The organism is Streptomyces endophyticus, assembly GCF_035798155.1.
Taxonomy (GTDB): Bacteria; Actinomycetota; Actinomycetes; order Streptomycetales; family Streptomycetaceae; genus Streptomyces; species Streptomyces endophyticus.
Genome location: NZ_JAOZYC010000172.1, coordinates 27,151 through 52,706, shown reverse-complemented (window position 1 = coordinate 52,706; position 25,556 = coordinate 27,151). Strand labels below are relative to the sequence as shown.

Genomic DNA, 25,556 nt, shown 5'->3' with positions numbered 1-25,556 from the left:
CGACGGCGGCCAGTTCGGGCAGCACCGGGAGCCCCGGCTCGGGCAGCGGCGGGCCGTAGCGCACGGGCCCGCGGCCTTCGGGGGCCCGGGCCCGCGCGGCGCCGGGTCCTGAAGTCCTGGCCGTGGGTTCCGGTTGCCGCATGCTGCCTCCGTGCCGTCCGCTCGCCTGCCTCCAGCGTCACACCTCACCGGGTGTCCGCGCGCGGCGTGGCCCACGTGTCGCCCGCCTGCCCCTGTGCGTACCCGAGCGGGCAGCGGGGCAGGCGGGTCGGAGCGGGGCCGCTGGGCCGGCCGGGTGACCGGGCGGTGCGGACGGTCAGTCCGCCACGGTGCTGAACTCGCGCTCCAGGCCTCGTCCGCGCCGCTCGACGACGGCGGAGGCGACATCCGTCAGCTTGCGGTTCGTCGTCTGCGATATTCGGCGCAGCACGGTGAACGCGTCGTCCGGTGCGCACCCCAGTACATGCATGACGATGCCGCAGGCCTGGTCCACCACGGGCCGTGAGCGCAGCGCCGAGCCCAGCTGGTCGACCTCGGTGAGCGCCTCCTGGTAGGAGCGGTCGCGCACCAGACAGCTCGCGGCCAGATCGCCTAGCGCGCGGATCGGGCCGTGCGGCGCGGCCTCCAGGGAGCCGGCCCGGAAGCTGTACAGGCTGAGCGTGACCGTGAGATCGCCGCTGCGGAACGGAATGGTCATGCTGGAGCGCACCCCGGCGTCCAGGGCGAGCGCCCGGTAGTCGGGCCAGCGCCGGTCGTTCAGCAGGTCACTGGCGTCGACCGGGTCACCGCCCTCCTCGGCCGCCGGTATGGGCCCGATGCCGAAGCGGTCCTGCACGGAGACCAGCGCGGCGAGATCGGGGTGGGTCGCCGCGCTCGGCCGCTCGTCGGTGCCGTCGCTCGCCGTGGCGACGGCGCCGCAGCACTCCGCGGTGCACCGGAGCGCCCCCTCGGCGAGCTCGGAGAGCCGCCGGGCCGGAAGTCCCGATTCCGGTGCTCCCGTGGCGCGTTGGCCGAGCGCCGCCGGAATCCTTCCGACGTGGGCCGCGTCGTCGTCCTGATCGGCCTGGACGTTCTGTCGCATCGGGTTCAAGCCTCCTTGTCGGTCGGTTGCCCGTCCCGGACTCCCGAAAACGCGGGACGGGATACGTTCTCAGCATGTCGCAGGCGGAGGAATTCGATGAAGAGCTGGCGGACTTCGTGCGCCGTGTGGCGGAGCTGAAGACGGCACGCTCGGTGTCGACGGCGGAACTGCCCGCCGTCCTCGACGCGGCACTCTTCGAACTCGACCATGTAGCAGCGAAGTTGTGGAAGCAGCCGCAGCAGGGCGAGCCCACGGGCCCGAGCCGCAACGCGGTGGCCGAGCGGCACGAACAGCAGCTGCTGCGCGCCGTCTTCCAGCGCCTTCCGCTGCCGGTGGCGCTCGTGGACCGCGAGGCGGTGGTGCGCCGCCTCAACTTCGCGGCGACGACCTTCACGGGCGTACGCGCCGGATACGCGACGGGCCGCCCGATGACCGGGTTCCTGGCGCACGCCGACCGGGCCGCGTTCCGCTCGCAGGTCGCGGCGGTGGCCCGCGGCGAGGGGGACCGCGGCCTGACCGTGCATCTGCAGCAGAACCCGCACGCCGCCGTCCGCACGGTCCTCACGGGGCTGCGTCCGGGCACCGAGCGGCGCACCACGGTCCTCGCGATCCTGCAGCCCGCGGACGACGCCACCGTCGGGCCCGCGTCGGCCCGGCCCACCGCGCCGGTCCCCGACCTCGCGGAGACGACCCGGCACGCCGCGCTCACCGACCTGCTCGACGCGATGGCGCGGGAGCTGATCGGCGGCCCCGCGGGCGACCCCTCCGAACTCCTGCGGCGCGCCGCCCATGTGCTGCACGGCCGGTTCGCCGACTGGGTGGTGGCCGACAAGGGGGCCGCACACCTGGAGCGTACGGAGGTGCTCGGCGCGGACGACGATGCCGTTCGGGACATCGCCGCGCAGGACCCGGCGGCCAGCCCGCTCGTCGTCGAGGCCGCGCGCGGTGGCGCCCCGACGCTGCTCGTGCGCCCGGAGGACCTGCGGGCCCTGGGCGACGACGCGTCGGGGGCGCCGGTGCTCGTCCGTGCCGATGTCACCTCGCTGCTGTGCGTCCCGCTGATTCCCGCGCCCGGCGAACCGGTCCAGGGCGTGCTCACCCTGTTCCGGTCCGCCGGCCGCCTCGCCTTTTCGATGGCGGAGGCGAAGACGCTCGACATGATGGCCCGTCACATCGCGTTGGCGATGCGGAAATAGGGCCGGCCTGCGGCGCACGCCCTACGCGGCGTCCGAGAGCACCTGAGTGCGCAGACGGTCGCAGCAGCGGCTGATCAGCCGGGACACGTGCATCTGGGAGATGCCGAGCCGCTCGGCGATCCGGCTCTGCGTCATGTCGCCGAAGAACCGCATGTAGAGGATCTCCCGCTCGCGCTCCGGCAGTTCCGCTATCCGCGGCTTGACGGCCTCGCGGTCGACGACGACGTCGAGCGCGGGGTCGGCCTCGCCGAGCGCGTCGGACAGTGAGTAGCCGTCCTCACTGCCGGGCAGCTCCGCGTCGAGGGAGAGCGCGGTGAAGCTCTCCAGTGCCTCCAGACCGGAACGGGCCTCGTCCTCGGTCATGTTGGCGTGCTCGGCGATCTCCGCGAGGGTCGGGGCGCGCCCCGAGATGCTCGCGGAGAGTTCCTGCTGCGCGAACCGGACCCTGTTGCGCAGGTCCTGGACGCGGCGCGGCACGTGCAGTGTCCACATGTGGTCGCGGAAGTGCCGCTTGATCTCGCCGGTCACGGTGGGCACGGCGTAGCTCTCGAAGGCGTTGCCGCGCTCCGGGTCGTATCGGTCCACGGCCTTGACCAGGCCGAGAGCGGCTACCTGCCGCAGGTCTTCGTAGGCCTCGCCGCGGTTGCGGAAGCGTCCCGCGAGGCGGTCGGCCATCGGCAGCCAGGCCTCCACGACGCCCTGGCGCAGTTCCTGGCGCTCGGGCCCGTCGGGCATGTCGGACAGCTGGGCGAATGCCTCGGCGGTGTCGGGGGCGTCGTCGTGCGGGTGGCGTCCACCGGGCTTCACCGGGTTCTGGGGTGAGCTGGTACGCGTGCGCATCTGGATCGCAACTCCCTGAAGGGTGCCTTGGGTTCGGTGGTCACCGTGGGAGTCGCGCCCGCAAGACGATTCGGACACACCCGGGGCGATCCTGCGGATCCACCGGATACGACGCGGTCGTATCCCTCCCACGGACGTGCCTCCTGTCCGAAGCACTGTTATTCGCCTGCCCCTGGGGCATGGCCGCAAACACCGCGACCTCTCCAGCGTGCGCTCAACGGGCCGGACCCGCATGTTCGCCCGGGGGTGTCACCGCGTAGCGGTCGGGTACGCGAATAGCTCGGAGCCGGTCGGGTACCTGGGCCGGGATCACGCGCACCCGAGGATGCAGAAGGGCCGGATGGCGATGGCCGATGTGGTGAGGGAAGTCATGACGCCCGGCGTGGTCGCGGTACGCCCCGACGCCTCGCTGGTCGAGGCCGCCCAACTGATGCGGGCGCAGGACATCGGGGATGTACTGGTGGCGGACGAGGCGCAGGTCGTGGGCGTGCTCACGGACCGCGACATCGCGCTGCGGGCCGTGGCCGACGGGGCCGATCCGCTCACGGTGAGCGCCGAGGCGGTGTGCACTCCGCACCCGGTGGCGGTCGGCCCGGACGACGAGGTGTCCACCGCGGTGGCGCTGATGCGCGAGTACGCCGTGCGCCGCCTGCCGGTGGTGCAGGACGGGCACGCGGTCGGGATGGTCAGCCTCGGTGATCTGGCGCTGACCCAGGACCCGGCGTCCGCGCTCGCCGACATCAGCGGCGCCGGTCCGGACGGCCGGGCGGGCGGCACGCCGGCCTGACCCCGGCGCCCGAGAGCACTGGACAGCACTGAACAGCACTGCACAGCAAGGGAGTTGAGTCACGATGCGAATCGCGTTCCTGGTGGCGCCCGAGGGGACCGAGCAGATAGAGCTGACCGACCCCTGGCAGGCGGTGCGGGACGCGGGCGGCGAACCCGTGCTCGTATCGACGAAGCAGGGGGAGATCCAGGCCTTCGACCACCTCGACAGGGCCGACAAGTTCCCGGTCGACAAGACGGTGGCGTCCCTCGGATCGTCGGCCGACGGCTTCGACGCGCTGGTGCTGCCGGGCGGCGTGGCCAACCCGGACCAGTTGCGCACGGACCCCGAAGCGGTCGCGTTCGTACGGGACTTCTTCGACCGGGGCCTGCCCGTCGCGGCGATCTGCCACGCGGCGTGGACGCTGGTGGAGGCCGACGTGGTGCGTGACCGCACCCTGACCTCGTACCCGAGCCTGGCCACCGACATCCGCAACGCGGGCGGCACCTGGGTCGACGAGCAGGTGAACGTCTGCACGGCCGGACCGAACGTGCTGGTCACCAGCCGCCGCCCGGACGACCTCAAGGCCTTCGACGCGGCGCTCCTGAAGCAGGTCAGCGGCACGTGAGGTTACGGTCCCGGGGCTCCGCCCCGGACCCCGCTGCTCAATCGCCGCAGGGGCTTGATAGATCAAGCCCCTGCGGCGATTGAGCAGATCCAGCCCCGCCGGCGTTTGAGGCGCGGGGTCCGGGGCGGAGCCCCGTGGCCGCGACGCCGGGAGGCCGCGACGATTACCTCGCGCGCTCCACTCGCCGCTCGTCCCAGACCGGCTCCGACGTCTCCCGGACCTTTCCGTCCGAGCCGAAGACCAGGTAGCGGTCGAAGGCGCGGGCGAACCAGCGGTCGTGCGTCACCGCGAGGACCGTGCCGTCGAAGGACTCCAGGCCCTCCTGGAGGGCCTCCGCCGACTCCAGGTCGAGGTTGTCCGTGGGCTCGTCCAGCAGCAGCGCGGTCGCGCCCTCCAGCTCCAGCAGCAGGATCTGGAAGCGGGCCTGCTGGCCACCCGAAAGCCGCTCGAACTTCTGCTCCGCCTGCGCGGTCAGCTCGTAGCGCCGCAGCAGGGACATCGCCGCTCCCTTGTCCTTCGCGTGGTCGCGCCACAGGATGTCGAGGAGCGGCCGGCCCTGGAGCTCGGGGTGGGCGTGGGTCTGGGCGAAGTGCCCCGGCACCACGCGCGCGCCGAGCTTCCACGCGCCCGTGTGCCCCACGGACCCGTCACCCGCGAGCAGCCGCAGGAAGTGCGACTTCCCCGAGCCGTTCGAGCCGAGGACCGCGACGCGCTCGCCGTAGAAGACCTCCAGCGAGAAGGGCTTCATGAGTCCGGTCAGTTCAAGGTTCTCGCAGGTCACGGCCCGGATGCCGGTGCGGCCGCCCTTCAGGCGCATCGTGATGTCCTGCTCGCGCGGCGGCTCCGGCGGCGGGCCCGCCTCCTCGAACTTGCGCAGCCGCGTCTGCGCCGCGGCGTACCGGGACGCCATTTCATGGCTGACGGAGGCCGCCTGCCGCAGGTTGACCACGAGCTTCTTCAGCTGCGCGTGCTTCTCGTCCCAGCGGCGGCGCAGCTCCTCGAAGCGGGCGAAACGCTCACGGCGCGCGTCGTGGTACGTGGCGAAGCCGCCGCCGTGCACCCATGCGTCGGCCCCACCGGGGCTCGGTTCGACGCTGACGATCTTCTCCGCGGAGCGGGCGAGCAGCTCCCGGTCGTGGGAGACGAACAGGACCGTCTTGCGGGTCTCGCGGAGCTTCTCCTCCAGCCAGCGCTTGCCGGGGACGTCCAGGTAGTTGTCCGGCTCGTCGAGGAGGAGGACCTCGTCCGTGCCGCGCAGCAGCGCCTCCAGGACGAGGCGCTTCTGCTCGCCGCCTGAGAGGGTGCTCACCTCGCGGAACTGGGCCTTGTCGTACGGCATGCCCAGCGCCGCCGTCGTGCACATGTCCCAGAGGGTCTCCGCCTCGTAGCCCTGCGCCTCGGCCCAGTCGGAGAGGGCCTGCGCGTACGTCATCTGCGCGGCCTCGTCGTCGACGGTCATGATCAGGTGCTCGGCCTCGTCGACGGCTTTCGCCGCCTCCCGGATGCGCGGCGTGGACACCGATACGAGGAGGTCGCGGACGGTCGTCTCGTCACGGACCGACCCCACGAACTGGCGCATCACGCCGAGGCCGCCGCCGACGGTGACCGAGCCGCCGTGCGGCCGCAGCTCGCCGGAGATCAGTCGCAGGAGGGTCGTCTTGCCCGCTCCGTTCGGCCCGACGAGCGCGACGACCGCGCCCTCGCCGACCCGGAACGAGACATCGCCCAGCAGCACCCTCCCGTCGGGGAGGTAGTACTCAAGATGTGCCGCTTCCAGATGTCCCATGATCCCGCATTCTGGACGCCCGTGCGGGTGACGGGCAAACGAATTGGCCGGAGGGGGCCGGGTGCGGGCCCCTGACCGGGGTACCAGTCACCCATGTCGCCCCTGAAGTCGCTCAATTCGCTGAACTCGCTGAAGCCGTTCTCCTCGCGTCCGAACCTTGGTTCGACGCCGCCCGTGCCGCCTACGCTGCGCTCCCGACTCGCCGCGCTCGATCTGCGCGTCTTCGAGTTCGCCGCGGAGGCGCGCTGGCCGGGCGCCGAGCGGATCCTGCCGCGCCTGAGCCGGTCCGCGAACCACGGTGTGCTGTGGTTCGCCGTGGGCGGGGCGCTCGCCGTGACCGGATCACCGCGCGCCCGCCGCGCCGCCGTGCGCGGAGTGGCCTCCCTCGCGCTCGCCTCGGCCACCATCAACACCCTCGGGAAGCGCTCGGTGCGCCGGGCGCGGCCCACGCTCGACCCGGTGCCGCTGGTGCGCCGGCTGAAGCGGCAGCCGTTCACGACCTCGTTCCCCTCCGGGCACTCGGCCTCCGCCGCGGCCTTCGCGACGGGCGTCGCCCTGGAGTCCCGGGGCCTCGGCGCGCTCGTCGCCCCCGTGGCGTTCTCGGTGGCCGCCTCCCGCGTCTACACCGGCGCCCACTTCCCCGCCGACGTCCTCGCGGGCGCCGCCCTCGGCGCGGGCGCGGCCTTCGCGGTGCGCGGTCTGGTGCCGACCCGCGACCAGATGCCGGCGCCGGGCCGTCCCCTGGTGGACGACGTGCCGGCGCTGCCGGGCGGCGAGGGCCTGGTGATGATCGTGAACAACGGGGCGGGCACCCCGGAGCGGGCGCGGGCCCTGCGGGACGCGCTGCCCCACGCCGAGTTCATCGAGTGCGCCGGCGACGAACTCGAGCAGCAGCTGGACAAGGCGGCGCCGCGCGCCCGCGCGCTCGGCATCTCGGGCGGCGACGGCTCCGTGAACACGGCCGCGCGGGTGGCGCTCCGGCACGACCTGCCGCTCGCGGTGCTGCCCGGCGGCACCCTCAACCACTTCGCGTACGACCTCGGCATCGAGGACACCGGCGATCTGGTGAGCGCCGTCGAGGGCGGTCACGCGGTCGCCGTGGACGTGGGCCGCTTCTCGTCCGAGCAAGGATCCGGGATCTTCCTCAACACCCTCAGCCTGGGCGCCTATCCGGAGCTGGTGCGGGAGCGGCAGCGCTGGTCGGGGCGGGTCGGCGGGCGGCTCGCGGACGTCGTGGCCGCGCTGTACGTACTGCGCCGCGACCATCCGCTGAGCGTCCAACTGCACGGCAAGCAGCGGCCGTTGTGGCTGCTGTTCGCCGGGAACTGCACGTACCGGCGGATGGGCCTGACGGCGGGCCGGCGCGCGAACCTGGCCGACGGGCTGCTCGACGTGCGCACGGTGGACGGCGGCCGGCTGCCCGGCGTGCGGCTTCTCGCGGCGGCCCTCTCGGGGCCGCTGTCCCGCTCGCCGTTCCACGCGGCCACCCGCCTGACGCGGCTGCGCGTGGACGGCGTGGCCTCCGGCACACCGCTCGCCTTCGACGGCGAAGTCACCGAGTGCGGTGGGGAGTTGTGGGTGGACAAGGAGCACGAGGGACTGCGCGTCTACCGGCCGCACTCACTGCTCTGACCCGACCCCGATGTCCACCATTCAAGACGGGGATCTCACAATGCGGCTGGCGGGCGTACGGTGATCAAACCGTCGGGGGCAGGCGCCTCCGACGGTCCGCCGTACGCGAAGGGATCGAGTCATGCCGCAGGAGACCGCCGTTTACACCCACGGCCACCACGAGTCCGTGCTCCGCTCGCACACCTGGCGCACCGCCGCCAACTCGGCGGCCTACCTGCTCGATTCGCTCAAGCCGCACATGAAGATCCTGGACATCGGATGCGGCCCCGGCACCATCACCGCCGACCTGGCCGCACTGGTCCCCGACGGACACGTCACCGGCGCCGACCACGCCGAGGGCATCCTGGACCAGGCGCGCGCCACGGCCGCCGAACGGGGCCTGACCAACGTCGACTTCACGACGGCGGACGTGCACGCGCTCGACTGGCCGGACGACACGTTCTGCGTCGTACACGCGCATCAGGTGCTGCAGCACGTCGGCGACCCGGTGCAGGCGCTGCGCGAGATGCGCCGGGTCACGAAGCCGGGCGGGTTCATCGCCGTACGGGAGTCCGACTACGCGGCGTTCTCCTGGTTCCCGCGGCTGCCCGCCATGGACGACTGGCGGGACCTGTACGAGCGCGTCACCCGCGACAACGGCGGCGAGCCGGACGCCGGGCGCTTCCTCAAGTCATGGGCCCTGAAGGCCGGTTTCGCACGGGAGGACGTCACGTGCTCCGCCGGTACGTGGTGCTACTCGACGCCCGAGGAGATCGCCTGGTGGAGCGGGCTGTGGGCGGACCGCACGCTGGCCTCCGCGTACGCCGAGCGGGCGACGGGCGGCGGGCACGCGACACCCGAGCAGCTGACCGCCGTGTCGCAGGCGTGGCGGGAGTGGGGCACGCACGAGGACGCGTGGTTCGGCGTCATGCACGGGGAGATCCTCTGTCGCAAGCCCCGCTGACCGCACGGTGGTTCAGCCGCGGGGCAGCAGCGGGCCCAGCGGTCCGAGGTCGATGTTCAGGTCCTCGGGCCGCAGCCCGTAGCGTTCGCGCAGCTCCTCCATGCGGTCCTCCAGGAGCATCAGGGTGAGACCGACCCGCTCCTCCTGGTCCTCCGTCAGATCACCGGTGTCGAAGCGGCGGATCGCCTGCCGCTCCATGAGCTGGCGCAGCAGCTCGACGAGGGTGAGGACGAGCTTCATCAGGTCGCGCTCGACCGTGTCGGGTTCCAGTTCGATGCGGCGGCGTTCACTCATCGTTCGTCACCTCCGGCCAGGGCGAGGGCACTTGCTCGTTCACCGAGCTGATCAGGGCGTTGAGATCGATGCGCACCAGGTCGACATCGGCGATGCGCAGGGTGACATCGCCTGCGAGGACGACGCCGCCCGCGAGCAGCCGGTCGAGGAGGTCGACCAGGGCGATCTCGCGCCGTTCGACGACGGTCACGTCTCTCCCTCCTCGTCGTCGGCCGTGAACGAGTAGCCCGCCCACGGCCCGGTCAGCTCGACCCGCAGGTCCGGCTCGCGGTCCTTCGTCGCGTCGACCCGCTCCACGAACTCCTCGGCGCCCGAACGCTCCACGAGATAGGCCGCGTTGAGCACGTTCATGCCGCTGGCGCGGGAGAGTTCCGGGTTCTGCGGCGGGTGGACGCGGGTGTGCGCGGCGTGCCGGGACAGCTCGTCGTGCAGCTCCTGCGCGAAGCGTTCGGCGCGCCGCCAGGTGTCGTCGCGCGTGGTGCGCTCGGCGCGACGGCGGCGCAGGTAGTCACGGCCCGACGAGGGCGCGACGGCCGGCGCGGGGTCCCGCGCCGGGGTCTCGGGTTCCTCGACGTACACCTTCACGCCCCACTCCACGCGCCCCGCGAGGCGGTCGAGGCCGGCACGGAAGCGCCGCTCCTCCTGCTCCATCATGAGCCGTACGCCGCTGTCGTCACGGAAGACCGTGGCGAGGCGCAGCGGGAGCGGGCTGGTGACGGTGGTGAGCGCGGCGATCACGTTCTGGTGGGCGCGGGCCGTCTCGGTGAGCCAGTCCAGGTCCTCCAGGTGGGCGCGGAGCGACTCCTCCGCGAAGTCCCGTTCGGGCACGGAGCCGACGACCGCGACGAGGCCCCGGTGCTCCAGCTGCCGGGGCGGGGCGCCCGTCACGCCGGTGAGTTCGGCCTGGAGCGGGGCGCCGAGCGGGTGGCACACGGCGTACACATAGCGCAGCTCGCGCGGTTCGTCGGTGGTCAAGCCGACCCCTTCCGGTCTTCGGCCCGGTCTTCGGCCCGGCCTTCGGTCCGGTCTTCGGTCCGGCCTTCGGTGAGTTCGCCGAGTGCGGCGAGGCGCTCCTTCAACTCGGCGTTTTCCCTTGCGAGTTCCTTGCGGCGGGCGCCCGAGGAGAGGGCCGGGTCGTCCTCCCACCAGTCGATGCCCATCTCCTTGGCCTTGTCGACCGAGGCGACGATCAGGCGCAGTTTGATGGTGAGCAGTTCGATGTCGAGCAGGTTGATCCGGATGTCGCCCGCGATGACGATGCCCTTGTCGAGGACGCGCTCCAGGATGTCGGCGAGGTTGGCCCCGCCGTCACCCCGGTACGACTCCGGGAGGCGGCTCGCCGTCGTCATCGGCGGGCCCCGCTCCCGGCGTGCTCACGCTCCCGCGCGGGCTCCTCCTCGTCCGCCTCTTCGTCCACCTCTTCCTCGTCCGTCTCCTCTTCGGCGGGCTCGGAGTCCTCCTCGTCCTCGTACTCCTCGCCCTCCTCGTCCGGTTCCTCGTCGACCTCGCCCTCGTACTCCTCGGGCTCCTGCTCCTCGGGCTCCTGCTCCTCCTCGGCGAGCGCGTCCTCGTGCGTGCGCACGACCTCGCCCTCCTCGATCTCGCCGCGCCATCCCTCGGGCGACTCGCCGCGCAGCGTCACGTACCGCGCGAAGTGCTTGAGGTCGAGGCGGGCCCTGCGGCCCTGGGCGCGCCAGATGTTGCCGGTCTTCTCGAACAGACCCTTCGGGTAGTACTCGATGAGCAGCAGCACCCGGGTGAGCCGGTCGGCCAGCGGGTGGAAGGAGACGACGCCCTTCGTGGTGCCCTTGGCGCCCTCCGAGGTCCAGGCGATCCGGTCGTCCGGATGCTGGTCGGTGGTGTGTGCCTTCCAACTCCGGTTGGACCAGAAGACCTTGAGCTGCCAGTCGGAGGTGACGTCGTCGGCGCGGTTCGCGTTCTTGACGCCCTTCGCGAAGGTGCTGAAGTCCTGGTACTGCGTCCACTGGTCGTAGGCGGTGCGCAGGTCGACGCCGACATCGATGAACTCCATGATGACGGTGGGCTTCTTGCCCGCGCCGCCCTTGCGCTTGCCCTTGCCGCCGGCGAGGTTCTTGAACGCGCCGACGACGTTGTCCTTCAGGCGGCCCGCGCCGAGTTCGACGGCGCTGCGCACCGGGCCCTTGCCCTCGGCGAGCTTGCGGCCGCCGTCGAGCGCGAGCTTGGCGAAGCCGGGGCTGTTGCCCTCGGCGATGTCGTTCAGCTTCACGGTGGTCTCGCCGAGCCTGCGGCCGGCGCCCATGAGCAGCCGCTGGGCCTGGGCGGCGAGGTACTCCTGCAGTTCCGACTTGAGATGGTCGGCCGCCTCACTCTTGGCGAGGCCACCGAGCGCTTCGCTCGTACGGTCAGCCACGGCTCCGGCCTCCCTTCGCGGCGGTCTTCTTGGCGGCGGTCGTCTTCTTCGCCGCGGTCTTCCTGGGCCCCTGCGGCCTCGCGGGGCGCTTCTTCGCGGGCGCCTTCTTGGCGGCCGACTGCTTCGCGGCGCCGGCCTCGGCGGGGCGGCGGTCCTCGTCGGTCTCCTCCTGGGTCTCCTCCTCGCCCTCGGACTCCTGCGCGGCCTCGGCCTCGGCCTCGTCCTCGTAGCCGGCGTACTCCTCGTCCTCGTACTCCTCTTCGTCGCTCCCGCTGTCGCGGTCACGGCCACGGCCCGTCGCGACTCCGGTGACCCGCTCCCCCGCGTCCCGTACGTCGTCCACGTCCGGGGCGACGCCCTCGATCTGGTCGCGGACGCCCTGCGTACGGCTGTGCAGGCGCCCCGCGAGGCCCTCGATCTGGCGCTCCACGAGCGCGCCCGAGGCCGCCTTGCCCACGCCGCGCAGATCCTCGCGCAACTGGTCGCCGATCTCCTTGAACTGCGGATTGTTCGCCAACTGCGTGCTCACCATGTCGGCGAGCGCACGCGGGCTCAGGTTCAGTCGCTTGCCCGCGACCATCGTGCCGACGGCGATCGCCAGCTTCATCTTCTTCGTACGTCCGAGGACGTAACCGGCCCCTATCGCGAGGCCGAGCGCTGTTCGGTTCAAGGTCCCTCCAGACGGTCGAGGAGCTCGTCCTCGACGCGGTCGAACGTGTCCTGGTCGATCTCGCCCGAGACCAACTGCTCTTCCAGGCGAGCGAGTTCGGCACGTACGGCCGCCGGGTCGTAGTACTGCCGCTCAGCTTCGGTGAGCACCTGCTCCACCGCCCACAGGGACCCGCGGACCGGAGCGAGCGGCAGCAACAACAGCTCCGAGATCAGGCCCATGGGCTCACTCCGTCGTGACCGCGGGCTCCGAAGGGCCCGGCTCGACGAAGCTGTACGGGGGCAGCGGCCCGTGGACCGTGAGCTCAAGATGCGGGTGGCTGCGGCGCAGGTCCTCGACTGCGGCGAGGAAGTGCTCGGCCGCCTTCTTCTCGACGAGGAACGATTCGTTGGCCAGCCAGCCCGTGCTCTCGGGCCCCGACGCCACCGCGGAGGCCGCGGGTTCGAGCAGGTGCTGGAGCTCGATCGCGTCCTTGGACTCGCGGGCCTGCACGGCGGCCACGACCAGCTCACCGAGTCGCAGCCGGTCCTCGTAACTGCCGCCGCCCGTCCGCCTGTTGGCCTCGGTGAGGTTGCGGACCTCGGGGTTGTCGACCATCACCAGGTGCAGCACCGCTTCCTCGTCGTGCTGCGCCTTGACGTTGTACTCGACCTTGCCGTCGAGCTCCCGCAGCCGTTCCTGGTAGTGGTCCGCGCGTTCGGCGAGCACCGCCGAGACCGACGCGTCGTCGGGGGCGAGGGAACCGAACCGCATCGGCAGCACCGGTCCCCCGGCGCCCGCCTCGGAGAGCACGCTCTGGTGGGCGAGCAGATCGCGGCGCTTGGGCCGCAGGCCTTCGGGGGCCTCGCTGACGAGCGCCGCGAGGCTGCCCTCCTTGACGACGCGCACCTCGCGCGCCGGTTCGCCGATGCCACCCATGCCGGCGGGCAGGGCGGGGTGTTCCGAGCTCGCGATGGCGTAGATGTACGTACTGCTGCTCACTCCTGCTCCTCCTTACGGCGGCTCGTGGCGGGTTTGCGGCTGCCGGAACCCGAGCGCCTCGGTTCCGCCTGGCCCTCGTCGCGGGCCTGGTTGAAGGCGTCGGAGACGGTCTGCGCGGCGCCCGAGAGCGCACCCTTGGTCTTGCCGCGGGCGCCGGACTCGGTCATGTCGCCGACCAGGTCGGGCAGTCCGGGGTTGCGCTTGGGGCCCGCTTCGAGGTCGAGCCTGTTGCAGGCCTCGGCGAAGCGGAGGTAGGTGTCGACGCTGGCGACGACGACCCTGACGTCGATCTTCAGGATCTCGATGCCGACCAGCGAGACGCGGACGAACGCGTCGATGACGAGGCCACGGTCCAGGACGAGTTCGAGCACGTCGTACAGGCCGCTGGTGCCGCCACCGCCACCGCTCTGTTGTGCGGGGACAACGGTCATGGAGGCAGGTCCTCCCTGTCTGTGTGTAAGTGCGCGGTTCGAGGCGGGGTACGGCGACCTAGTGGCCGCCCGCCCGGTGTGCCGGCTCGGAGCGTCCGCGCTCGTAGCGGCGCAGGCGCCGGTAGCCGGTCAGGACGCCTTGCGGGTCCAGGCTCACCTGGTAGCTCGCCAGCAGGCTCATGGTGTCGGGGACCCGGGTCAGTTCAAGGACCTCGATCTCCAACTCCCAGCCGTCCTCCGTGCGTTCGAAGGACGAAACGGTCTCGGCCGCCATGCCGGTGAGCTCCGCCAGCTGGGCGCGCGCTTCGCGCAGCACCTCCATGGGGCCCGGTGCGCCGTCCGCCTCGGTGGTTTTGTCATCGTCGGGCTCGCGCTCCGACGACGCTTGCGTCTTCTTTGTGTTTGTCATGGCAGCCTCGGTCACCGAGTCTCCACAGATGCGGGACACAAACCTCAACTCCCTTGCTGGTGCCGGGACTTGTTGCGCGGCACCGGCGTTACGGCCTCGGGGCTCCGCCCCGGACCCCGCTGCTCAATCGCCGCAGGGGCTTGAGGCGGGGGGTCAGGGCGTCACGGCGTGCTCGACCAGTAGGCCGACCGCGGCCACGATCCCGGCCGCGTCGATCCCGGCCGCGGCCAACTGCTCGGACGGCGTCGCAGACCCCGGCACCGTACGGACACCCAACCGGGCCATCCGCGGAGCCGGTTCCGCGGTGGAGAAGGCCTCGGCCACCGCGTCCCCGATGCCACCCTGCTCCCGGTGGTCCTCCACCGTGAGCAGACACCCGGTGGCCCGCGCCGCGTCCCGCAGGGTGCGCCGGTCGACCGGCTTCACCGAGTACAGGTCGATCACCCGGACCGGGATTCCGGCCGCCGCCAGCTCGTCCGCCGCCTTCAGCGCCTCGTGGACCGTGACGCCCGCCGCGACGACCGTCACCCGGTCACCGTCCCCGGAGCGCAGCACCTTGCTGCCGCCCACCGGGAACTCCTCGTGCGGCGGATAGATCACCGGCGCCGCGCCGCGCGAGGTGCGCAGATAGCGGATGCCGGTCAAGTCGGCCGTCTGCGCGAGGAGTTGGGCGGTCTGGTTGGCGTCGCAGGGGTAGAGGACGGTGGTGTCGTGGATGGCGCGGAACATCGCCAGGTCCTCAAGGCCCATCTGGGACGGGCCGTCCTGCCCGATCGCGACGCCCGCGTGCGAGCCGACGAGGTTGATGTCGGCCCCGCTGATGGACGCCATGCGGATGAAGTCGTGGGCGCGGGTCAGGAACGCCGCGAAGGTCCCCGCGTACGGCAGCCACCCACGGGCGCTCAACCCCACCGCCGTGGCGACGAGTTGCTGTTCGGCGATGTAGCACTCGGCGTACCGCTCGGGGTGTTCCTTCGCGAACATCTCCGTGCGCGTGGAGTCGCCGACCTCGCCGTCGAGTGCGACGACGTCGCCGCGCGCGGAGCCGAGGGCGACGAGCGCCTGGCCGTAGGCGTCGCGGGTGGCGACCTCGTCGCCGACGTCGAAGCGGGGCAGGTCGAGGCGGCCGCTGCGCACCGCGTGCAGGACGCGCGCGGCGGGCGGCTCCTGCACCGAGACGCGGACGCCGCGGTCGCCGCCGAGCTCCTCGACGGCTGCCGCGGCGTCCGACAGCGGTTTGCCGTGCGCGCCCTCGCGGTCCTCCACGGCCAGGGCGCCCTTGCCTTTGAGGGTGCGGGCGAGGATCGCCGTGGGCCGGCCTACGGTCGACGCGGCCTCCGCGTACGCGCGGTCGATGTCCGCCACGTCGTGTCCGTCGACGACGATGGTGTGCCAGTCGAAGGCCTTGAAGCGGCGGGCGTAGGCGTCGAGGTCGTGGCCGTGCCGGGTGGGGCCGCGCTGGCCGAGCCGGTTGACGTCGACGATCGCGGTGAGGTTGTCGAGCTGCTCGTACCCGGCGTACTCGGCGGCCTCCCACACGGAGCCCTCCGCCATCTCGCTGTCGCCGCACAGGACGTACACCCGGTAGCCGACCCGGTCGAGCCGCTTGCCCGACCAGGCGATACCGGCCGCGACGGGGAGCCCCTGGCCGAGCGATCCGGTGGCCGTCTCGACCCAGGGCAGGCTCCGCGGCGTCGGATGGCCCTCCAGTCGGCTGCCGAGCTTTCGGAAGGTGAGCAGTTCGGCGTCGTCGATGGCGCCGGCCGCCTTGTACGCCGCGTAGAGGAGCGGCGACGCGTGGCCCTTGGAGAGGACGAAGCGGTCGCCCGCGGGGTGGGCGGGGCGGTCGAAGTCGTAGCGGAAGTGGCGGCCGAGGAGGACGGCCAGCAGGTCGGCGGCGGACATCGAGGAGGTGGGGTGCCCGGAGCCGGCTGCGTCGGCGGCGCGGACCGAGTCGACCCTCAACTGCTGTCCCAGGGCGCGGAGTTCGTCGTCGCTGTACGTGGTGGTCACGAGGTAGCTCCTTGATCCGGCCGACCTCCCTGGTCCGCCTTCTCCTTGTCGTGGCTGTCGTCGGGTACGTCATGGCTGTCGTCGGGTACGCGGGCCAGCTCAGGCGAGGCCGTGTCGAGCGGCACCGACCAGGAGCGGACTAGGCCCAACTGGACGGCCTGGCGCGGCAGTACGGAGTCGAGCAGCCAGTCGGCGGCGACCCGCACCCGGTTCCCGGGCATCGCGGCCAGGTGGTAGCCACGGGTGACGGCGCCCGCGAGCGGCCCGGACAGCGGGACGCCGAGCGGGTTCGCGGCGGCCTGTACGCCGCCGAGGTCGACGGTGAAGCCGAGGTCCTTGTGCCGGTAGTCGCGGCGCTCGCCCTTGCCGAGGGACGCGGCGACGTTCAGCCCCGCGACGCGCCCCTGCCGCCAGGCGTGCTGCGCGGTCATCGGCGTGTACTCACCCGGTTTCTCCAGGTCGGGCACCGCGGCCGCGTCACCGCACGCGAACACCTCGGGGTGTCCCGGCACGTTCAGATACGGGTCGACGAGCAGCCGCCCGCGTTCGAGGGGCGGCCCGAGTTCGGCGACGAGCGGATCCGGGCGGACGCCGACACACCACACGAGCGTACGGGTGTCGACGAACTCGCCGTCGTCCAGCAGGACTCCGTCCTTCGTGGCCTCCTTCACGGAGGCCTTGGTCCGTATCTCGACGCCGCGTCGGCGCAGCACGTTGTCGGCGGTCCGTGAGAGGTGCTGATCGAGTTCCGGCAGGACGCGCGGCGCGATGTCGAGCAGCATCCAGCGCGGGCGGATGCCGTGGGGCAGCCGCCGCTTCTTCACGAGCGCGTCGGTCAACAGCTGTCCCTGCGCGGCGACTTCGGTGCCGGTGTAGCCGGCGCCGACCACGACGAAGGTGCAGCGGGCCCGGCACTCCTGCGGAGTGTCCGAGGCCGCGGCGAGCTCGATCTGCCGGGTGACGTGGTCGCGCAGGTACAGCGCCTCGGGCATGCCGCGGAAGCCGTGCGCGTGCTCGGCGACGCCCGGCACCGGCAGCAGCTTGTTCACGCTGCCGACGGCCAGGACGAGGCGGTCGTACGCCAGGGTGCCGCGCCCGCCCTCCGGGTCGGTGTACGAGACGACGCGCTCGTCGAGGTCCACCCCGTCGGCCTCACCGAGCACGAGCCGCGCGTGCGGCAGCGTCCCCGACAGCGAAACGGTCACCCGTCGCGGCTCCAGCGCTCCCGCGGCCACCTGCGGCAACAGGGGAAGATAGAGAAAGTAGTCGGTGGGGTTGAGCAGGGTGACGTCGACGGTGTCGCGGGCCACCCGCGTCAGCATGCGGGCGGCCCGGTATCCGGCGAAGCCGGCACCGACGACGACGACTCGGGATCGGCTCACGGTGCTCACGCTCCAGGCGTCGGCGGTGCGGTCGGCATCGGCGGCGCGGTGGGCGCCGGGGGCCGTCCGGGTCGCGCGGCGCCCCGCAGCACGTACGCCGCGACGGCCAGCACCGCGGCGACCACCAGGGCCGCACCCCAGTCCGGCATGCCGAGCGCGAGGACGAGCCCGAGCGCGAGCGCCACGGCCGCCCCCGCGTACAGCGCGGCGGCGCCCGCTCCCGCGTACAGGGCGGCCCTGCGGCGCTGCGCCCGCACGGTCGCGGTGAGCTCCTCGCGCAGCGTTTCGCGCACGGCGTGCGTGACCCGTCCGGCCAGCTCGTCGGTCAGCTGATCGTTGATGTGTTCGCCCATGCGTTCCATGCGCGCCGGGTACCCGTGCCCCGCGCCGGGTAACGACGGCCGTCGCGCCCGCTTCCGTGAAACGATCACGCGCCCCCGGCTCGGCCAACTAGGCTTCTCCCCATGGAAATCCTGGGAACCACGCTGCGCGTCTGCGTCGAGGACCTGGAGTCCTCGGTCGCCTTTTACGAGTCTCTCACCGGCAGCGAAGCGCTCCGGTTCGAGCGCGGCGGGGTCTCGGTGGCCGCGGTCGGCTGCTTCCTCCTGATGAGCGGGCCGGCTGCGGAGATCGATGTGCTGCGCAAGGTCGCCGCGACGATCGCGGTCGCCGACGTCGAGCAGGCCGGCATGCTGCTCACCGCCTCCGGGGCCAAGGTCATCGCCGGCCCGGTGCCGAGCCCGGCGGGCCGCAACCTGATCGCGATGCACCCCGACGGCTCGGTCTTCGAGTACGTGGACCGTCAGGCGCAGCCCGAAGAACCCGCCGCACAGGCCTGACCGGCGGGGCGGCACGTATCCTCGCCCGGAGCACGACGGGCGAAGGACGGTGCACGTGGCGGGCAGCACGGCGGGGTCGGACGAGCGGCACCAGGGGAAGGCGCCCCTGAGCGCGCAGGCGCGGGAGGCGGTGCGGCAGCGCATCGTGGACCGCCGCTACCCGATGGGCGCGCGGCTCGTGGAGCGGGAGGTCGCCGAGGAGCTGCGGATGTCGCGGGTCCCGGTGCGGGAGGCCCTGCGCGCGCTCGTCGCGGAGGGGCTGCTTGAACTGCTGCCGCGCAGTGGTGTGCGGGTGCGCCGCCTGGAGCGGACCGACGTGCGGCATCTGTACGAGGTGTGGGAGCCGCTCGCCGTGCAGGCCTCGCGGCTCGCGGCGCGGGCGCTCACCGCGCAGGACCCGCCCTCGCTGGAGGCGTTGCGCGCCTGCCTCGACCGGGCCGAGAAGGCGGCCGCGGCCGACGAGGGCACGCGCGAGGTGGCCGCGCACACCGAGTTCCACGAGGAGATCGTGGCGCTCGGCGGGAACCCGCTGCTCGCCCGCACGATGGAGCAGCTGAGCTGGCAGCTGCAACTGCTGTTCGGGCTGCGCGAGGAGCCGGCGCACATGCGGGCGCAGCACGCGGACATCTTCCGGCACATCGCGGCGGGCGACGAGGAGCTGGCGGTGGCCAGCACGTTGCTGCACGTCAGGGACAGCCGGGCGGTCGCGCTGAGGTCGCTGTTCGGCGACGCCACTTTGTATACCGAAGGCAAGTGAAGCTTCGCGGCGCCCATCTGACTCCACCTCGCAATCGGGGCATTAACCGGCATATACATAGGCGGCCTTGTCGCGTGCTCCACCTTGGTATACAAAAAGGCGGGTCACTTCATCTCCGTAGACCCCGCCAGGAGCCCCCATGTGCGTCGAGCCCGCCGAGCCGCCGTCCAGCCGACTGACCCGACGCGGCGTCCTCGCCGCGTCCGCCGTCCTCGCGGGCACCGCGACCGCCCTCGGCTCCGGCGCCTCCACGGCATCCGCCGCCTCCACCACCCCGCGACGCCCGGCCGCCGCGCCCCGCGCCGGTGACCTGGTCGTCGACGGCGGCACCCTGCTCGACCCGGCCACCGGCGAGGTGACCGAGGACGCGGTCGTCGTGATCCGCGACGGCGTGGTGCGCGCGGCCGGCGCACGTGGCCGCGTGGACGTGCCCAAGGACGTGCCGCGCCTCGCCGCGCACGGCCGCTGGGTGCTGCCCGGACTCGTCGACGCGCACATCCACCTCAACACCGCGACCGAGGCCCTCGACGCGGTCCGCAAGGGCGCCACCAGCGCGCGCAGCGGCTCCACGAACTTCTACCAGGACATCGCCGTACGGGAGTTGGCCCGCCAGGCCCCCGAACTCGCGCCCCGCCTCAAGGCCGCAGGCATCTTCGTCACGCCCGACCTCGGCGACACCGTCCTCGGCGACCCCGACCTCACCCCGCTGGCCCGCCTCAAGGGCGGCGTGCGGTCCGCCGAGGCGCTGCGCCGCGTCGTCGAGGTGAACCTCAAGCGCGGCGCCGACGTCATCAAGACCCGGGTCAACCCGCGTGCGGGCCTTGCCGAGCAGGACCCGCTGGAGCAGGTCTACTCGCGCGAGCAGCTGTCCGAGATCGTCGCGGCCGCGGGGCGCGGCGGCAAGGGCGTGCTCTGCCACAGCTACAGCGAGAAGGGCTGCCACGACGCGGTGCTCGCGGGCATCCACTCCCTGGAGCACGGCGCGTTCGTCGGTGAGCGCACGCTGGCCGAGATGCGCCGCCGCGGCACGTTCTTCACCCCGACCCTCGGCGCGATCGCGGGCATGATCGGATCCGACGACCCGGTCCTCGACGAGCGCGGCCGCACCTACCTGCCGCTGCTCAAGAAGGCGGCCCTGGCCGCACACGAGATGGGTGTGCCACTGGCCGCGGGCACGGACTCCTCCGGCGGCACCGTCGACCCGATCGGCGGCGAGGTCGAGCTGATGCACTCGGCGGGCCTCAGCGCGCTCGACGCGATCCGTACGGCCACCACCGGCGCGGCGAAGCTGCTCGGCCTCGAAGGCACCGTGGGCCGCCTCGCCCGCGGCAGCGCGGGTGACGTGCTGCTGGTCGACGGCGACCCGCTGGACGACGTGTCGGTCCTCAAGAAGCCGGTGGGCGTGGTGCGTTCGGGCATCGCGATCTGACCGTCGTACACCTTCACCTTCACCTTTCTCTCGGATTCCCCCTCGAACTCGAACGAAGGAGAACGGCATGACTCCTCCCCTGTCCCGGCGCGGCGTCCTCGCGGGTGCGGCCTCGATCGGCGGTGCGGCCCTCGGGGCGACGGCGGCGACACAGGCACAGGCGCAACCCGCCGAGGCCGGCCGGCCCGCCAAGGCCGTGGTCTTCCGCGACGTCCGCCCCTTCGGCGCCCGTGAGTCCGTGGATCTGACCGTGGTGGACGGCAAGTTCACGGACGGACCCGCCCCCGCCCACGCGAAGATCGTCGACGGTGGCGGCCGGATCGCGCTGCCGTCCCTGGTGGACGCGCACATCCACCCCGACAAGACGACCTGGGGCAGCGACTGGATCTCGCGCAGGCCGGCGAACGGCATCGCCGACTACTGCGAGCAGGACGTCGAGGTGTTCCGTACGCAGAAGCGCCCGGTCGGCGAGCGGGCGTACGGCCTGATGGCGCACGCGGTGACCCGCGGCACCCGCGCGATGCGGGCGCACGCGGACGTGGCGCCGGCCTACGGCCTGGCAGGGGTCGAGGGCATCGCGCAGGCCAGGGACCGGCTCGGGGACGCGCTCGACGTGCAGATCGTGGCGTTCCCGCAGCACGGCGTGGTGCGTACGCCGGGCACCGCGGAGCTGTTGCGGGCCGCGGCGCGGGACGGGCTCGTCGACATGGTCGGCGGCATCGACCCGATCAGCTTCGACAACGCCATGGACGAGCAGCTCGACCTGGTCTTCGACCTCGCGGACCGGTACGGCGTCGGCGTCGACATCCACCTCCACGACCGCGACGAGAAGGGCACGAAGGTGCTGCGCGGCATCATCGAGCGCACGCGGTCGCTGTCGCTGCGGGGCAAGGTGACGGTGAGTCATGTCTTCTGCCTGCCGCTCCTGAAGGACGCCGAACTCGCCGCGATGGCAGAGGACTTGTCCGACCTGGACATCGCCCTGACCACGGTCGCGCCGAGCGCGGAACTGGTCCTGCCCATCGCCAAGTTGAAGGAGCACGGGGTGCGGGTCGGGCTCGGCTCGGACGGGGTGCGGGACTCCTGGAGCCCGTTCGGCAACGCGGACATGCTGCACCGTGCGCACCTGCTCGGCTGGGTCACCGACGTCCGCCTCGACGATGAGCTGGCCGCGTGTTATGCGGCGGGGGCGCATGGTGGTGCGGATGTCATGGGGCTGCCGCGGGTGGAGTTCGAGGCGGGTGACCCGGCGGACTTCGTGCTGTTGCGTGGCGAGTGCGTTCCGCAGGTCGTGGTGGACGTGCCGCAGCGGGACGTGGTCGTTCACGGGGGGCACGTGGTGGCGCGGAACGGGGAGTTGGTCTAGCCGCTAGCCACCCCGTGGCGTGGTGCCCACCCACTCCCACGCCACGGGGCTCCGCCCCGAACCCCGCGCCTCAAACGCCGGCGGGGCTGGATTTGCCCACCCGCCGCCGGGGCATGCGGGTGGCCGTCGCCGCCTTGGGCAATCTGCCGCCTTGGGCGGCAGGGTGGGCAAGGCGGCGCCACGGTGCCGCGTGCCCGGTTACTGGGGCGTCGACCCCGGTCGCATCCGGAAGTCGTAGCGGGGCGGCAGCGGAGTCCCCGGTGGAGCCGTCTTCGACCACACCTCGCCGAGCGTCTCCGCGCCCTCGCGCAGGTCCGGCACCTCGAATCCGGCGTCGAAGATGGCGCGGGCCGCGTCCAACTCGCCCTCCGCGCACAGGAGTTCCGCCTCGATCAGGCGGAAGCACCCCCGTTCCCGCGTGGCCGGATGGAGGCGGTCCCACACACCCCGGGCCACCGCCACCCGCCCCGCCGCGAGCAACGCCCCGATCGACTCCCGGCCGAGGGCCCCGCACGCCGCGCGCCACGGCTCCCCGTCGTCGCGGCGCTCCGCGCACAGGTCGTCGAAGGCCTCGGCGTAGCGGTCGGCGGCGCGCTCCGTGTGGCCGTCCGCCGCGTCGGCCACGGCGAGGCACCGCAGGAACGGCCAGAGCGAGGGCGCCAGTTCGAGCCCGCGCTCCCAGCTGCGTACGGCCTGCGCCCGATCGCCCGCGTGCCACTGCGCGATGCCCAGGTGGTACTCGGACTGCGGCCGGGCCGGCGCCGTCTCCAGCATGTCCCGCCAGGGCGGGGCGACCAGGGTGGGCCCGGGCGGGCCGACCCGGCGCTGCTCCGGGAAGGCACCCGACTCCAGCAACTCGCGCCACGGCGCCTGCGCCTCACCGAGCGTCGACTCGTCGAACGGCGTCCCGGTCAACTTCCAACCCGTGCGCAGCACTTCGAGCGCACCCCACCCGGAGCCGACCGCGAGCCGCTCCCCCGGCTCCGTGTCGGCGCAGACCCGCCACGCCTCGTACGCGGCGTCGACGTCGGCGCGCGGAAGCGCATCCTCCAGGCGCCGCTCCACCTCGTCGACCGCGCGGCTCCAGCCATCGGTGGCGTGCACGGCCCGCGCGTCCGTCGACAGCGGCCCGTACGCCTCGAGCCAACTGAACTCGCCCTCCGGTTCCAGGCGTACGTGCTCCAACTGCGTGCGCGCCAGCCCGGCCTGGATCTCGGAGTAGCCGCCCGTGCCGGGCTCGGTCAGCCACTCCTGCCAGCGCCGCCCGCCCGTCCCCGCGCCCCACACGAACAGTTTCCGGCCGCGCAGCAGATCGGTCGACGTCTGCACCAGGCCCCGCCCGGCGTCGTCGAGCGCGGCGATCCAGCGGCGCCGCCCGTCCTCGACCTCGTAGAAGTAGTCGGCGGGGAACTCACTGTTGAGCGGATACGTACGGTCGACCCCGCCGTGCTCCGGCACCGGTACGCGACTCAGCGTCCGCTCGTACGCGAAGTACCAGGCCTCGTCGGCGGGCGCGAGCACCCGGTGCTCCTCGGGCACCGCGATGTTGGACCACCAGTAGGTGGGCGCGGGCTTCTCGTGCGGATTGCGGACGCGTACCCCGACGTACAGGAAGTCGGATCCTTCGGGCAGCCACAGATCCACCTGGAACGGCAGGTCGCGCAGCCGCTCCCACTCCCACAGGCGCAGCATGTCCCCGCCGTCGGGGGCGGGCACGCGCGCGGCGTGCAGCGGGGCGCAGGACAGGGCGGTGTGCCCGGTCGCGCCGATGTTCCACTCGATGCCGCCGGAGAACCAGGCGCCGTTGAGCGCGAAGTCGGCGGGCTGGAACACCGGGTTGCGGTAGAGGAGTTCGCGTCCGGTCGGCTTGTGGAACAGGGACGCGACGCGACCGCCGAGGCCCGGAAGGACCGTCGCCCGCAGCCGGTCGTTCTCGATCACGATCGTGTCGAGGTCGACCGGCCGCCGGTCACGTCCGTACCCGTCGCGGATCCGCTCGGGCAGCACGCTGCGCAGCGGCCGGTAACCGACCTGCCGGGCCATGTCGAGCGGCATGTCCTCCTTGGCGCGCTCGTCGACCTCGTGCATCTCGTCGAGTGGTCGCAGCGGCGGCAGCGGATTGTCCGGGCCCAGGGGCACGCCCGGCAGGGTCAGTACCGCACGGCGGATCTCGGTCACGTCTGCCTCCCGTCGCCAGGGGCGCGGCCCGCCCCCGATGACCATGGAACATGCTCCTGCGGAAGCTGACCAGGGTGTCCTCCGGTCAGGATTGCGCAAAGCCGGACGGGGGGGCCTGGAGGAGGCTCCGTCGGGCGCCGCGATATTCCGTGGGCGTCCCGTCCTCCTCCACGTACGCTGACTGCTTCCGGCCTTCGCCGCGACAAGCAGGCACGCAGGCACGCAGTACGTACGCCCGAGGAGAACGCACCACCATGGCCGAGAGCCACACCTACCGAGTCATCGTCCGCGCCACCTTCGAGGACCTCACCGACGCGGCGCGGGAGCGGCTGCTCGCCGAGGTCGCCGACCACGAGGGCATCGCCGGCATGAAGTTCGGCCCGGAAGGCTCGCTCGCCTACGACCGGACGCTCAAGCACTTCTCCATGCGGTACGTCGTCGAGTCCGACCCGGACGACGGCGACGAGATGGCGGGGGCGCTCGCCGAGGAGAAGGCGGAGGCGTATCTGAAGGAGCGCGGCTACGGGCACGGGGAGCTGCGCTCGACGGTGACCGACATGGACACCATGAAGATCAACCGGAAGGCGCGCCGCTAGTCGGTGCCACCATCTCGGCCGTGAGCGCCCAGCGCTCGTGGTCGCGCCAGGCGCCGTCGATGAAGAGGAAGTCCGGCGAGAGGCCCTCCAGGCGGAAACCGGCCCGGCGGGCGAGCGCGATGGAGGCCGCGTTGCCGGGCTGCACGTTGATCTCCAGGCGGTGCAGCCCGAGCGGGCCGAACGCCTGTCGGACGACGAGGTCGAGCCCCTCGGACATCAGGCCGCGCCCGGCCGCGTGGGCGAAGGCGCCATAGCCGAGGGCGCCGCAGCGGAACGCGCCGAGCACCACGTTGTTGATGTTGATGAATCCGGCGAGGGCACCGCTCGCCCCGCCGTCCCGCTCGTACACCAGGAACCCGTGCCGGGTCGGGTCCTCGATGAGCCGCCCCGCGTACTGCGTGTAGGCCGTCGCGCCGGTCGGCGGGAACAGCCAGGGCCGGTGCAGTTCGACGCTCTCGCGCGCGCGTGCCGTGAACTCGGCGACGTCGGACGCGTCGAGGGAGTAGGGGCGGATGCCCACGCGGGCGCCCGTAGCGAGAAAGCCCGGAGCGGGAAAGCCGCGAGCAGGAGAGCCCGGAGCGGGAGTGCCCGGAGCGGGAAGGTCGGCCATCGGGTCAGCTTAGGAAGCGGTTGCTCGCCCGCACCTCCGGGGTCGGTGATCACCGACCCCGCTCATTTGCGTCTGCGCGACACGAAGTAGCCCCCGCAGATCGCGCCGATGACCGCCGTGATCAGCAGCGCCAGGTACAGCGGCACCGTGACCTCGGGGATCAGCAGCCGGATCTTCACGTGCCGGGTGTTCTCGAAGATGAAGACCAGGCCGAGGACGGCCAGGACGATCACACCGATCCTGGCCGGGGTGAACGCGCTGGAGCCGCCGCTCTTCGAGGAGTTCGAACCGCCCTTGGGGCTCATCGGTGGACCCTTCCGTCGTTCCCCCGGAGGCC

The 25,556-nt window shown here is 72.4% G+C and carries 29 protein-coding genes; 10 read left to right on the top strand and 19 right to left on the bottom strand.

The features are described from left to right. Positions 1-316: 316 nt before the first annotated feature. Positions 317-1,081, bottom strand: coding sequence for an ANTAR domain-containing response regulator (locus OKJ99_RS35665; protein WP_326022428.1), 765 nt, complete (start codon positions 1,079-1,081; stop codon positions 317-319). Positions 1,082-1,155: 74 nt separating this feature from the next. Between OKJ99_RS35665 and OKJ99_RS35660 the strand changes: the two genes are divergently transcribed. Beyond that, positions 1,156-2,277 carry a PAS domain-containing protein gene (locus OKJ99_RS35660; protein ID WP_326022427.1) on the top strand — a complete coding sequence of 374 codons (1,122 nt, stop codon included), beginning with the start codon at positions 1,156-1,158 and terminating at the stop codon, positions 2,275-2,277. Between the two features lie 21 nt (positions 2,278-2,298). Here the strand turns inward: OKJ99_RS35660 and OKJ99_RS35655 are convergent, their stop codons facing one another. Beyond that, positions 2,299-3,117 (bottom strand): RNA polymerase sigma factor SigF, encoded by an 819-nt coding sequence (locus tag OKJ99_RS35655; RefSeq protein WP_326022426.1) that lies wholly within the window; start codon positions 3,115-3,117, stop codon positions 2,299-2,301. Positions 3,118-3,463: 346 nt separating this feature from the next. Between OKJ99_RS35655 and OKJ99_RS35650 the strand changes: the two genes are divergently transcribed. Both OKJ99_RS35650 and OKJ99_RS35645 read left to right on the top strand, forming a co-directional pair. Next, positions 3,464-3,904, top strand: coding sequence for a CBS domain-containing protein (locus tag OKJ99_RS35650; RefSeq protein WP_326022430.1), 441 nt, complete (start codon positions 3,464-3,466; stop codon positions 3,902-3,904). A gap of 64 nt (positions 3,905-3,968) precedes the next feature. Further along, positions 3,969-4,511: a type 1 glutamine amidotransferase domain-containing protein gene (locus OKJ99_RS35645; protein ID WP_326022425.1), complete on the top strand. Its 543-nt coding sequence runs from the start codon at positions 3,969-3,971 to the stop codon at positions 4,509-4,511. A gap of 163 nt (positions 4,512-4,674) precedes the next feature. Here the strand turns inward: OKJ99_RS35645 and OKJ99_RS35640 are convergent, their stop codons facing one another. After that, a complete protein-coding gene (locus OKJ99_RS35640) occupies positions 4,675-6,297 on the bottom strand; it encodes an ABC-F family ATP-binding cassette domain-containing protein (RefSeq protein ID WP_326022423.1) in 1,623 nt (540 codons plus the stop codon). Positions 6,298-6,390: 93 nt separating this feature from the next. Here OKJ99_RS35640 and OKJ99_RS35635 point away from each other — a divergent pair, with 93 nt between their 5' ends. Next, positions 6,391-7,929: a bifunctional phosphatase PAP2/diacylglycerol kinase family protein gene (locus OKJ99_RS35635; RefSeq protein WP_326022421.1), complete on the top strand. Its 1,539-nt coding sequence runs from the start codon at positions 6,391-6,393 to the stop codon at positions 7,927-7,929. Between the two features lie 121 nt (positions 7,930-8,050). Further along, positions 8,051-8,872, top strand: coding sequence for a class I SAM-dependent methyltransferase (locus tag OKJ99_RS35630; RefSeq protein WP_326022420.1), 822 nt, complete (start codon positions 8,051-8,053; stop codon positions 8,870-8,872). A 12-nt stretch (positions 8,873-8,884) separates the two neighbouring features. Here OKJ99_RS35630 and OKJ99_RS35625 read toward each other — a convergent pair whose 3' ends face one another. The 13 genes from OKJ99_RS35625 to OKJ99_RS35565 all read right to left on the bottom strand — a co-directional run bounded on the left by OKJ99_RS35625 (position 8,885) and on the right by OKJ99_RS35565 (position 17,806). Next, positions 8,885-9,166, bottom strand: a complete 282-nt coding sequence (locus tag OKJ99_RS35625; RefSeq protein ID WP_326022419.1) for a gas vesicle protein K — start codon at positions 9,164-9,166, stop codon at positions 8,885-8,887. Beyond that, positions 9,159-9,356, bottom strand: a complete 198-nt coding sequence (locus OKJ99_RS35620; RefSeq protein WP_326022418.1) for a gas vesicle protein — start codon at positions 9,354-9,356, stop codon at positions 9,159-9,161. The genes OKJ99_RS35625 and OKJ99_RS35620 overlap by 8 nt, the downstream gene beginning before the upstream one ends. After that, positions 9,353-10,141: a GvpL/GvpF family gas vesicle protein gene (locus OKJ99_RS35615; RefSeq protein WP_326022417.1), complete on the bottom strand. Its 789-nt coding sequence runs from the start codon at positions 10,139-10,141 to the stop codon at positions 9,353-9,355. Before OKJ99_RS35615 ends, OKJ99_RS35620 begins: the two co-directional genes overlap by 4 nt. Further along, entirely contained in the window at positions 10,138-10,515 is a 378-nt protein-coding gene (locus OKJ99_RS35610; RefSeq protein ID WP_326022416.1) for a gas vesicle protein, read from the bottom strand. Before OKJ99_RS35610 ends, OKJ99_RS35615 begins: the two co-directional genes overlap by 4 nt. Next, entirely contained in the window at positions 10,512-11,558 is a 1,047-nt protein-coding gene (locus tag OKJ99_RS35605; RefSeq protein WP_326022415.1) for an SRPBCC family protein, read from the bottom strand. The genes OKJ99_RS35610 and OKJ99_RS35605 overlap by 4 nt, the downstream gene beginning before the upstream one ends. Next, positions 11,551-12,228, bottom strand: a complete 678-nt coding sequence (locus OKJ99_RS35600) for a DNA primase (protein ID WP_326022414.1) — start codon at positions 12,226-12,228, stop codon at positions 11,551-11,553. Before OKJ99_RS35600 ends, OKJ99_RS35605 begins: the two co-directional genes overlap by 8 nt. Beyond that, positions 12,225-12,449, bottom strand: coding sequence for a gas vesicle protein GvpG (locus tag OKJ99_RS35595; RefSeq protein WP_326022413.1), 225 nt, complete (start codon positions 12,447-12,449; stop codon positions 12,225-12,227). The genes OKJ99_RS35600 and OKJ99_RS35595 overlap by 4 nt, the downstream gene beginning before the upstream one ends. 4 nt (positions 12,450-12,453) lie before the next feature. Beyond that, positions 12,454-13,209: a GvpL/GvpF family gas vesicle protein gene (locus OKJ99_RS35590; protein ID WP_326022412.1), complete on the bottom strand. Its 756-nt coding sequence runs from the start codon at positions 13,207-13,209 to the stop codon at positions 12,454-12,456. Continuing rightward, positions 13,206-13,640 (bottom strand): gas vesicle structural protein GvpA, encoded by a 435-nt coding sequence (locus tag OKJ99_RS35585; protein WP_326022411.1) that lies wholly within the window; start codon positions 13,638-13,640, stop codon positions 13,206-13,208. Before OKJ99_RS35585 ends, OKJ99_RS35590 begins: the two co-directional genes overlap by 4 nt. A 58-nt stretch (positions 13,641-13,698) precedes the next feature. Further along, a complete protein-coding gene (locus OKJ99_RS35580; RefSeq protein ID WP_326022410.1) occupies positions 13,699-14,049 on the bottom strand; it encodes a gas vesicle protein GvpO in 351 nt (116 codons plus the stop codon). 153 nt (positions 14,050-14,202) lie between these two features. Further along, positions 14,203-16,062, bottom strand: coding sequence for a transketolase (locus OKJ99_RS35575; protein WP_326022409.1), 1,860 nt, complete (start codon positions 16,060-16,062; stop codon positions 14,203-14,205). Next, complete coding sequence (locus tag OKJ99_RS35570) at positions 16,059-17,444, bottom strand: NAD(P)/FAD-dependent oxidoreductase (RefSeq protein WP_326022408.1); 1,386 nt, start codon at positions 17,442-17,444, stop codon at positions 16,059-16,061. The genes OKJ99_RS35575 and OKJ99_RS35570 overlap by 4 nt, the downstream gene beginning before the upstream one ends. A gap of 5 nt (positions 17,445-17,449) precedes the next feature. After that, complete coding sequence (locus OKJ99_RS35565; RefSeq protein ID WP_326022407.1) at positions 17,450-17,806, bottom strand: phage holin family protein; 357 nt, start codon at positions 17,804-17,806, stop codon at positions 17,450-17,452. A gap of 102 nt (positions 17,807-17,908) precedes the next feature. On the opposite strand from OKJ99_RS35565, the gene OKJ99_RS35560 reads away from it, so the two are divergent. The 4 genes from OKJ99_RS35560 to OKJ99_RS35545 all read left to right on the top strand — a co-directional run bounded on the left by OKJ99_RS35560 (position 17,909) and on the right by OKJ99_RS35545 (position 21,835). Further along, positions 17,909-18,283 (top strand): VOC family protein, encoded by a 375-nt coding sequence (locus tag OKJ99_RS35560; RefSeq protein WP_326022406.1) that lies wholly within the window; start codon positions 17,909-17,911, stop codon positions 18,281-18,283. 55 nt (positions 18,284-18,338) lie between these two features. Beyond that, positions 18,339-19,040 carry a GntR family transcriptional regulator gene (locus OKJ99_RS35555; RefSeq protein WP_326022405.1) on the top strand — a complete coding sequence of 234 codons (702 nt, stop codon included), beginning with the start codon at positions 18,339-18,341 and terminating at the stop codon, positions 19,038-19,040. A 139-nt stretch (positions 19,041-19,179) separates the two neighbouring features. Next, the gene (locus tag OKJ99_RS35550; RefSeq protein WP_326022404.1) at positions 19,180-20,469 is read left to right on the top strand and encodes an amidohydrolase family protein; all 1,290 of its coding nucleotides are present in this window, start codon (positions 19,180-19,182) and stop codon (positions 20,467-20,469) included. 67 nt (positions 20,470-20,536) lie between these two features. After that, on the top strand, positions 20,537-21,835 hold the full coding sequence (locus tag OKJ99_RS35545; protein ID WP_326022403.1) for an amidohydrolase: 1,299 nt from the start codon (positions 20,537-20,539) through the stop codon (positions 21,833-21,835). Between the two features lie 198 nt (positions 21,836-22,033). Here the strand turns inward: OKJ99_RS35545 and OKJ99_RS35540 are convergent, their stop codons facing one another. Next, positions 22,034-24,013: a DUF5107 domain-containing protein gene (locus OKJ99_RS35540; RefSeq protein ID WP_326022401.1), complete on the bottom strand. Its 1,980-nt coding sequence runs from the start codon at positions 24,011-24,013 to the stop codon at positions 22,034-22,036. A gap of 254 nt (positions 24,014-24,267) precedes the next feature. Here OKJ99_RS35540 and OKJ99_RS35535 point away from each other — a divergent pair, with 254 nt between their 5' ends. Next, positions 24,268-24,609: a DUF6204 family protein gene (locus OKJ99_RS35535; protein ID WP_326022400.1), complete on the top strand. Its 342-nt coding sequence runs from the start codon at positions 24,268-24,270 to the stop codon at positions 24,607-24,609. Here the strand turns inward: OKJ99_RS35535 and OKJ99_RS35530 are convergent. Beyond that, on the bottom strand, positions 24,587-25,219 hold the full coding sequence (locus tag OKJ99_RS35530) for a GNAT family N-acetyltransferase (RefSeq protein WP_326022398.1): 633 nt from the start codon (positions 25,217-25,219) through the stop codon (positions 24,587-24,589). The genes OKJ99_RS35535 and OKJ99_RS35530 overlap by 23 nt on opposite strands. Positions 25,220-25,281: 62 nt before the next feature. Next, complete coding sequence (locus OKJ99_RS35525; protein WP_326022397.1) at positions 25,282-25,524, bottom strand: LapA family protein; 243 nt, start codon at positions 25,522-25,524, stop codon at positions 25,282-25,284. Positions 25,525-25,556: the final 32 nt, after the last annotated feature.

Excerpts from the sequence above, each read along its gene's own strand:
- OKJ99_RS35665 (WP_326022428.1), bottom strand. The coding sequence starts at position 1,081 with ATGCGACAGAACGTCCAGGCCGATCAGGACGACGACGCGGCCCACGTC.
- OKJ99_RS35660 (WP_326022427.1), top strand. The coding sequence starts at position 1,156 with ATGTCGCAGGCGGAGGAATTCGATGAAGAGCTGGCGGACTTCGTGCGC.
- OKJ99_RS35655 (WP_326022426.1), bottom strand. The coding sequence starts at position 3,117 with ATGCGCACGCGTACCAGCTCACCCCAGAACCCGGTGAAGCCCGGTGGA.
- OKJ99_RS35650 (WP_326022430.1), top strand. The coding sequence starts at position 3,464 with ATGGCCGATGTGGTGAGGGAAGTCATGACGCCCGGCGTGGTCGCGGTA.
- OKJ99_RS35645 (WP_326022425.1), top strand. The coding sequence starts at position 3,969 with ATGCGAATCGCGTTCCTGGTGGCGCCCGAGGGGACCGAGCAGATAGAG.
- OKJ99_RS35640 (WP_326022423.1), bottom strand. The coding sequence starts at position 6,297 with ATGGGACATCTGGAAGCGGCACATCTTGAGTACTACCTCCCCGACGGG.
- OKJ99_RS35635 (WP_326022421.1), top strand. The coding sequence starts at position 6,391 with ATGTCGCCCCTGAAGTCGCTCAATTCGCTGAACTCGCTGAAGCCGTTC.
- OKJ99_RS35630 (WP_326022420.1), top strand. The coding sequence starts at position 8,051 with ATGCCGCAGGAGACCGCCGTTTACACCCACGGCCACCACGAGTCCGTG.
- OKJ99_RS35625 (WP_326022419.1), bottom strand. The coding sequence starts at position 9,166 with ATGAGTGAACGCCGCCGCATCGAACTGGAACCCGACACGGTCGAGCGC.
- OKJ99_RS35610 (WP_326022416.1), bottom strand. The coding sequence starts at position 10,515 with ATGACGACGGCGAGCCGCCTCCCGGAGTCGTACCGGGGTGACGGCGGG.
- OKJ99_RS35595 (WP_326022413.1), bottom strand. The coding sequence starts at position 12,449 with ATGGGCCTGATCTCGGAGCTGTTGTTGCTGCCGCTCGCTCCGGTCCGC.
- OKJ99_RS35585 (WP_326022411.1), bottom strand. The coding sequence starts at position 13,640 with ATGACCGTTGTCCCCGCACAACAGAGCGGTGGCGGTGGCGGCACCAGC.
- OKJ99_RS35580 (WP_326022410.1), bottom strand. The coding sequence starts at position 14,049 with ATGACAAACACAAAGAAGACGCAAGCGTCGTCGGAGCGCGAGCCCGAC.
- OKJ99_RS35565 (WP_326022407.1), bottom strand. The coding sequence starts at position 17,806 with ATGGAACGCATGGGCGAACACATCAACGATCAGCTGACCGACGAGCTG.
- OKJ99_RS35560 (WP_326022406.1), top strand. The coding sequence starts at position 17,909 with ATGGAAATCCTGGGAACCACGCTGCGCGTCTGCGTCGAGGACCTGGAG.
- OKJ99_RS35550 (WP_326022404.1), top strand. The coding sequence starts at position 19,180 with ATGTGCGTCGAGCCCGCCGAGCCGCCGTCCAGCCGACTGACCCGACGC.
- OKJ99_RS35545 (WP_326022403.1), top strand. The coding sequence starts at position 20,537 with ATGACTCCTCCCCTGTCCCGGCGCGGCGTCCTCGCGGGTGCGGCCTCG.
- OKJ99_RS35535 (WP_326022400.1), top strand. The coding sequence starts at position 24,268 with ATGGCCGAGAGCCACACCTACCGAGTCATCGTCCGCGCCACCTTCGAG.
- OKJ99_RS35530 (WP_326022398.1), bottom strand. The coding sequence starts at position 25,219 with ATGGCCGACCTTCCCGCTCCGGGCACTCCCGCTCCGGGCTCTCCTGCT.
- OKJ99_RS35525 (WP_326022397.1), bottom strand. The coding sequence starts at position 25,524 with ATGAGCCCCAAGGGCGGTTCGAACTCCTCGAAGAGCGGCGGCTCCAGC.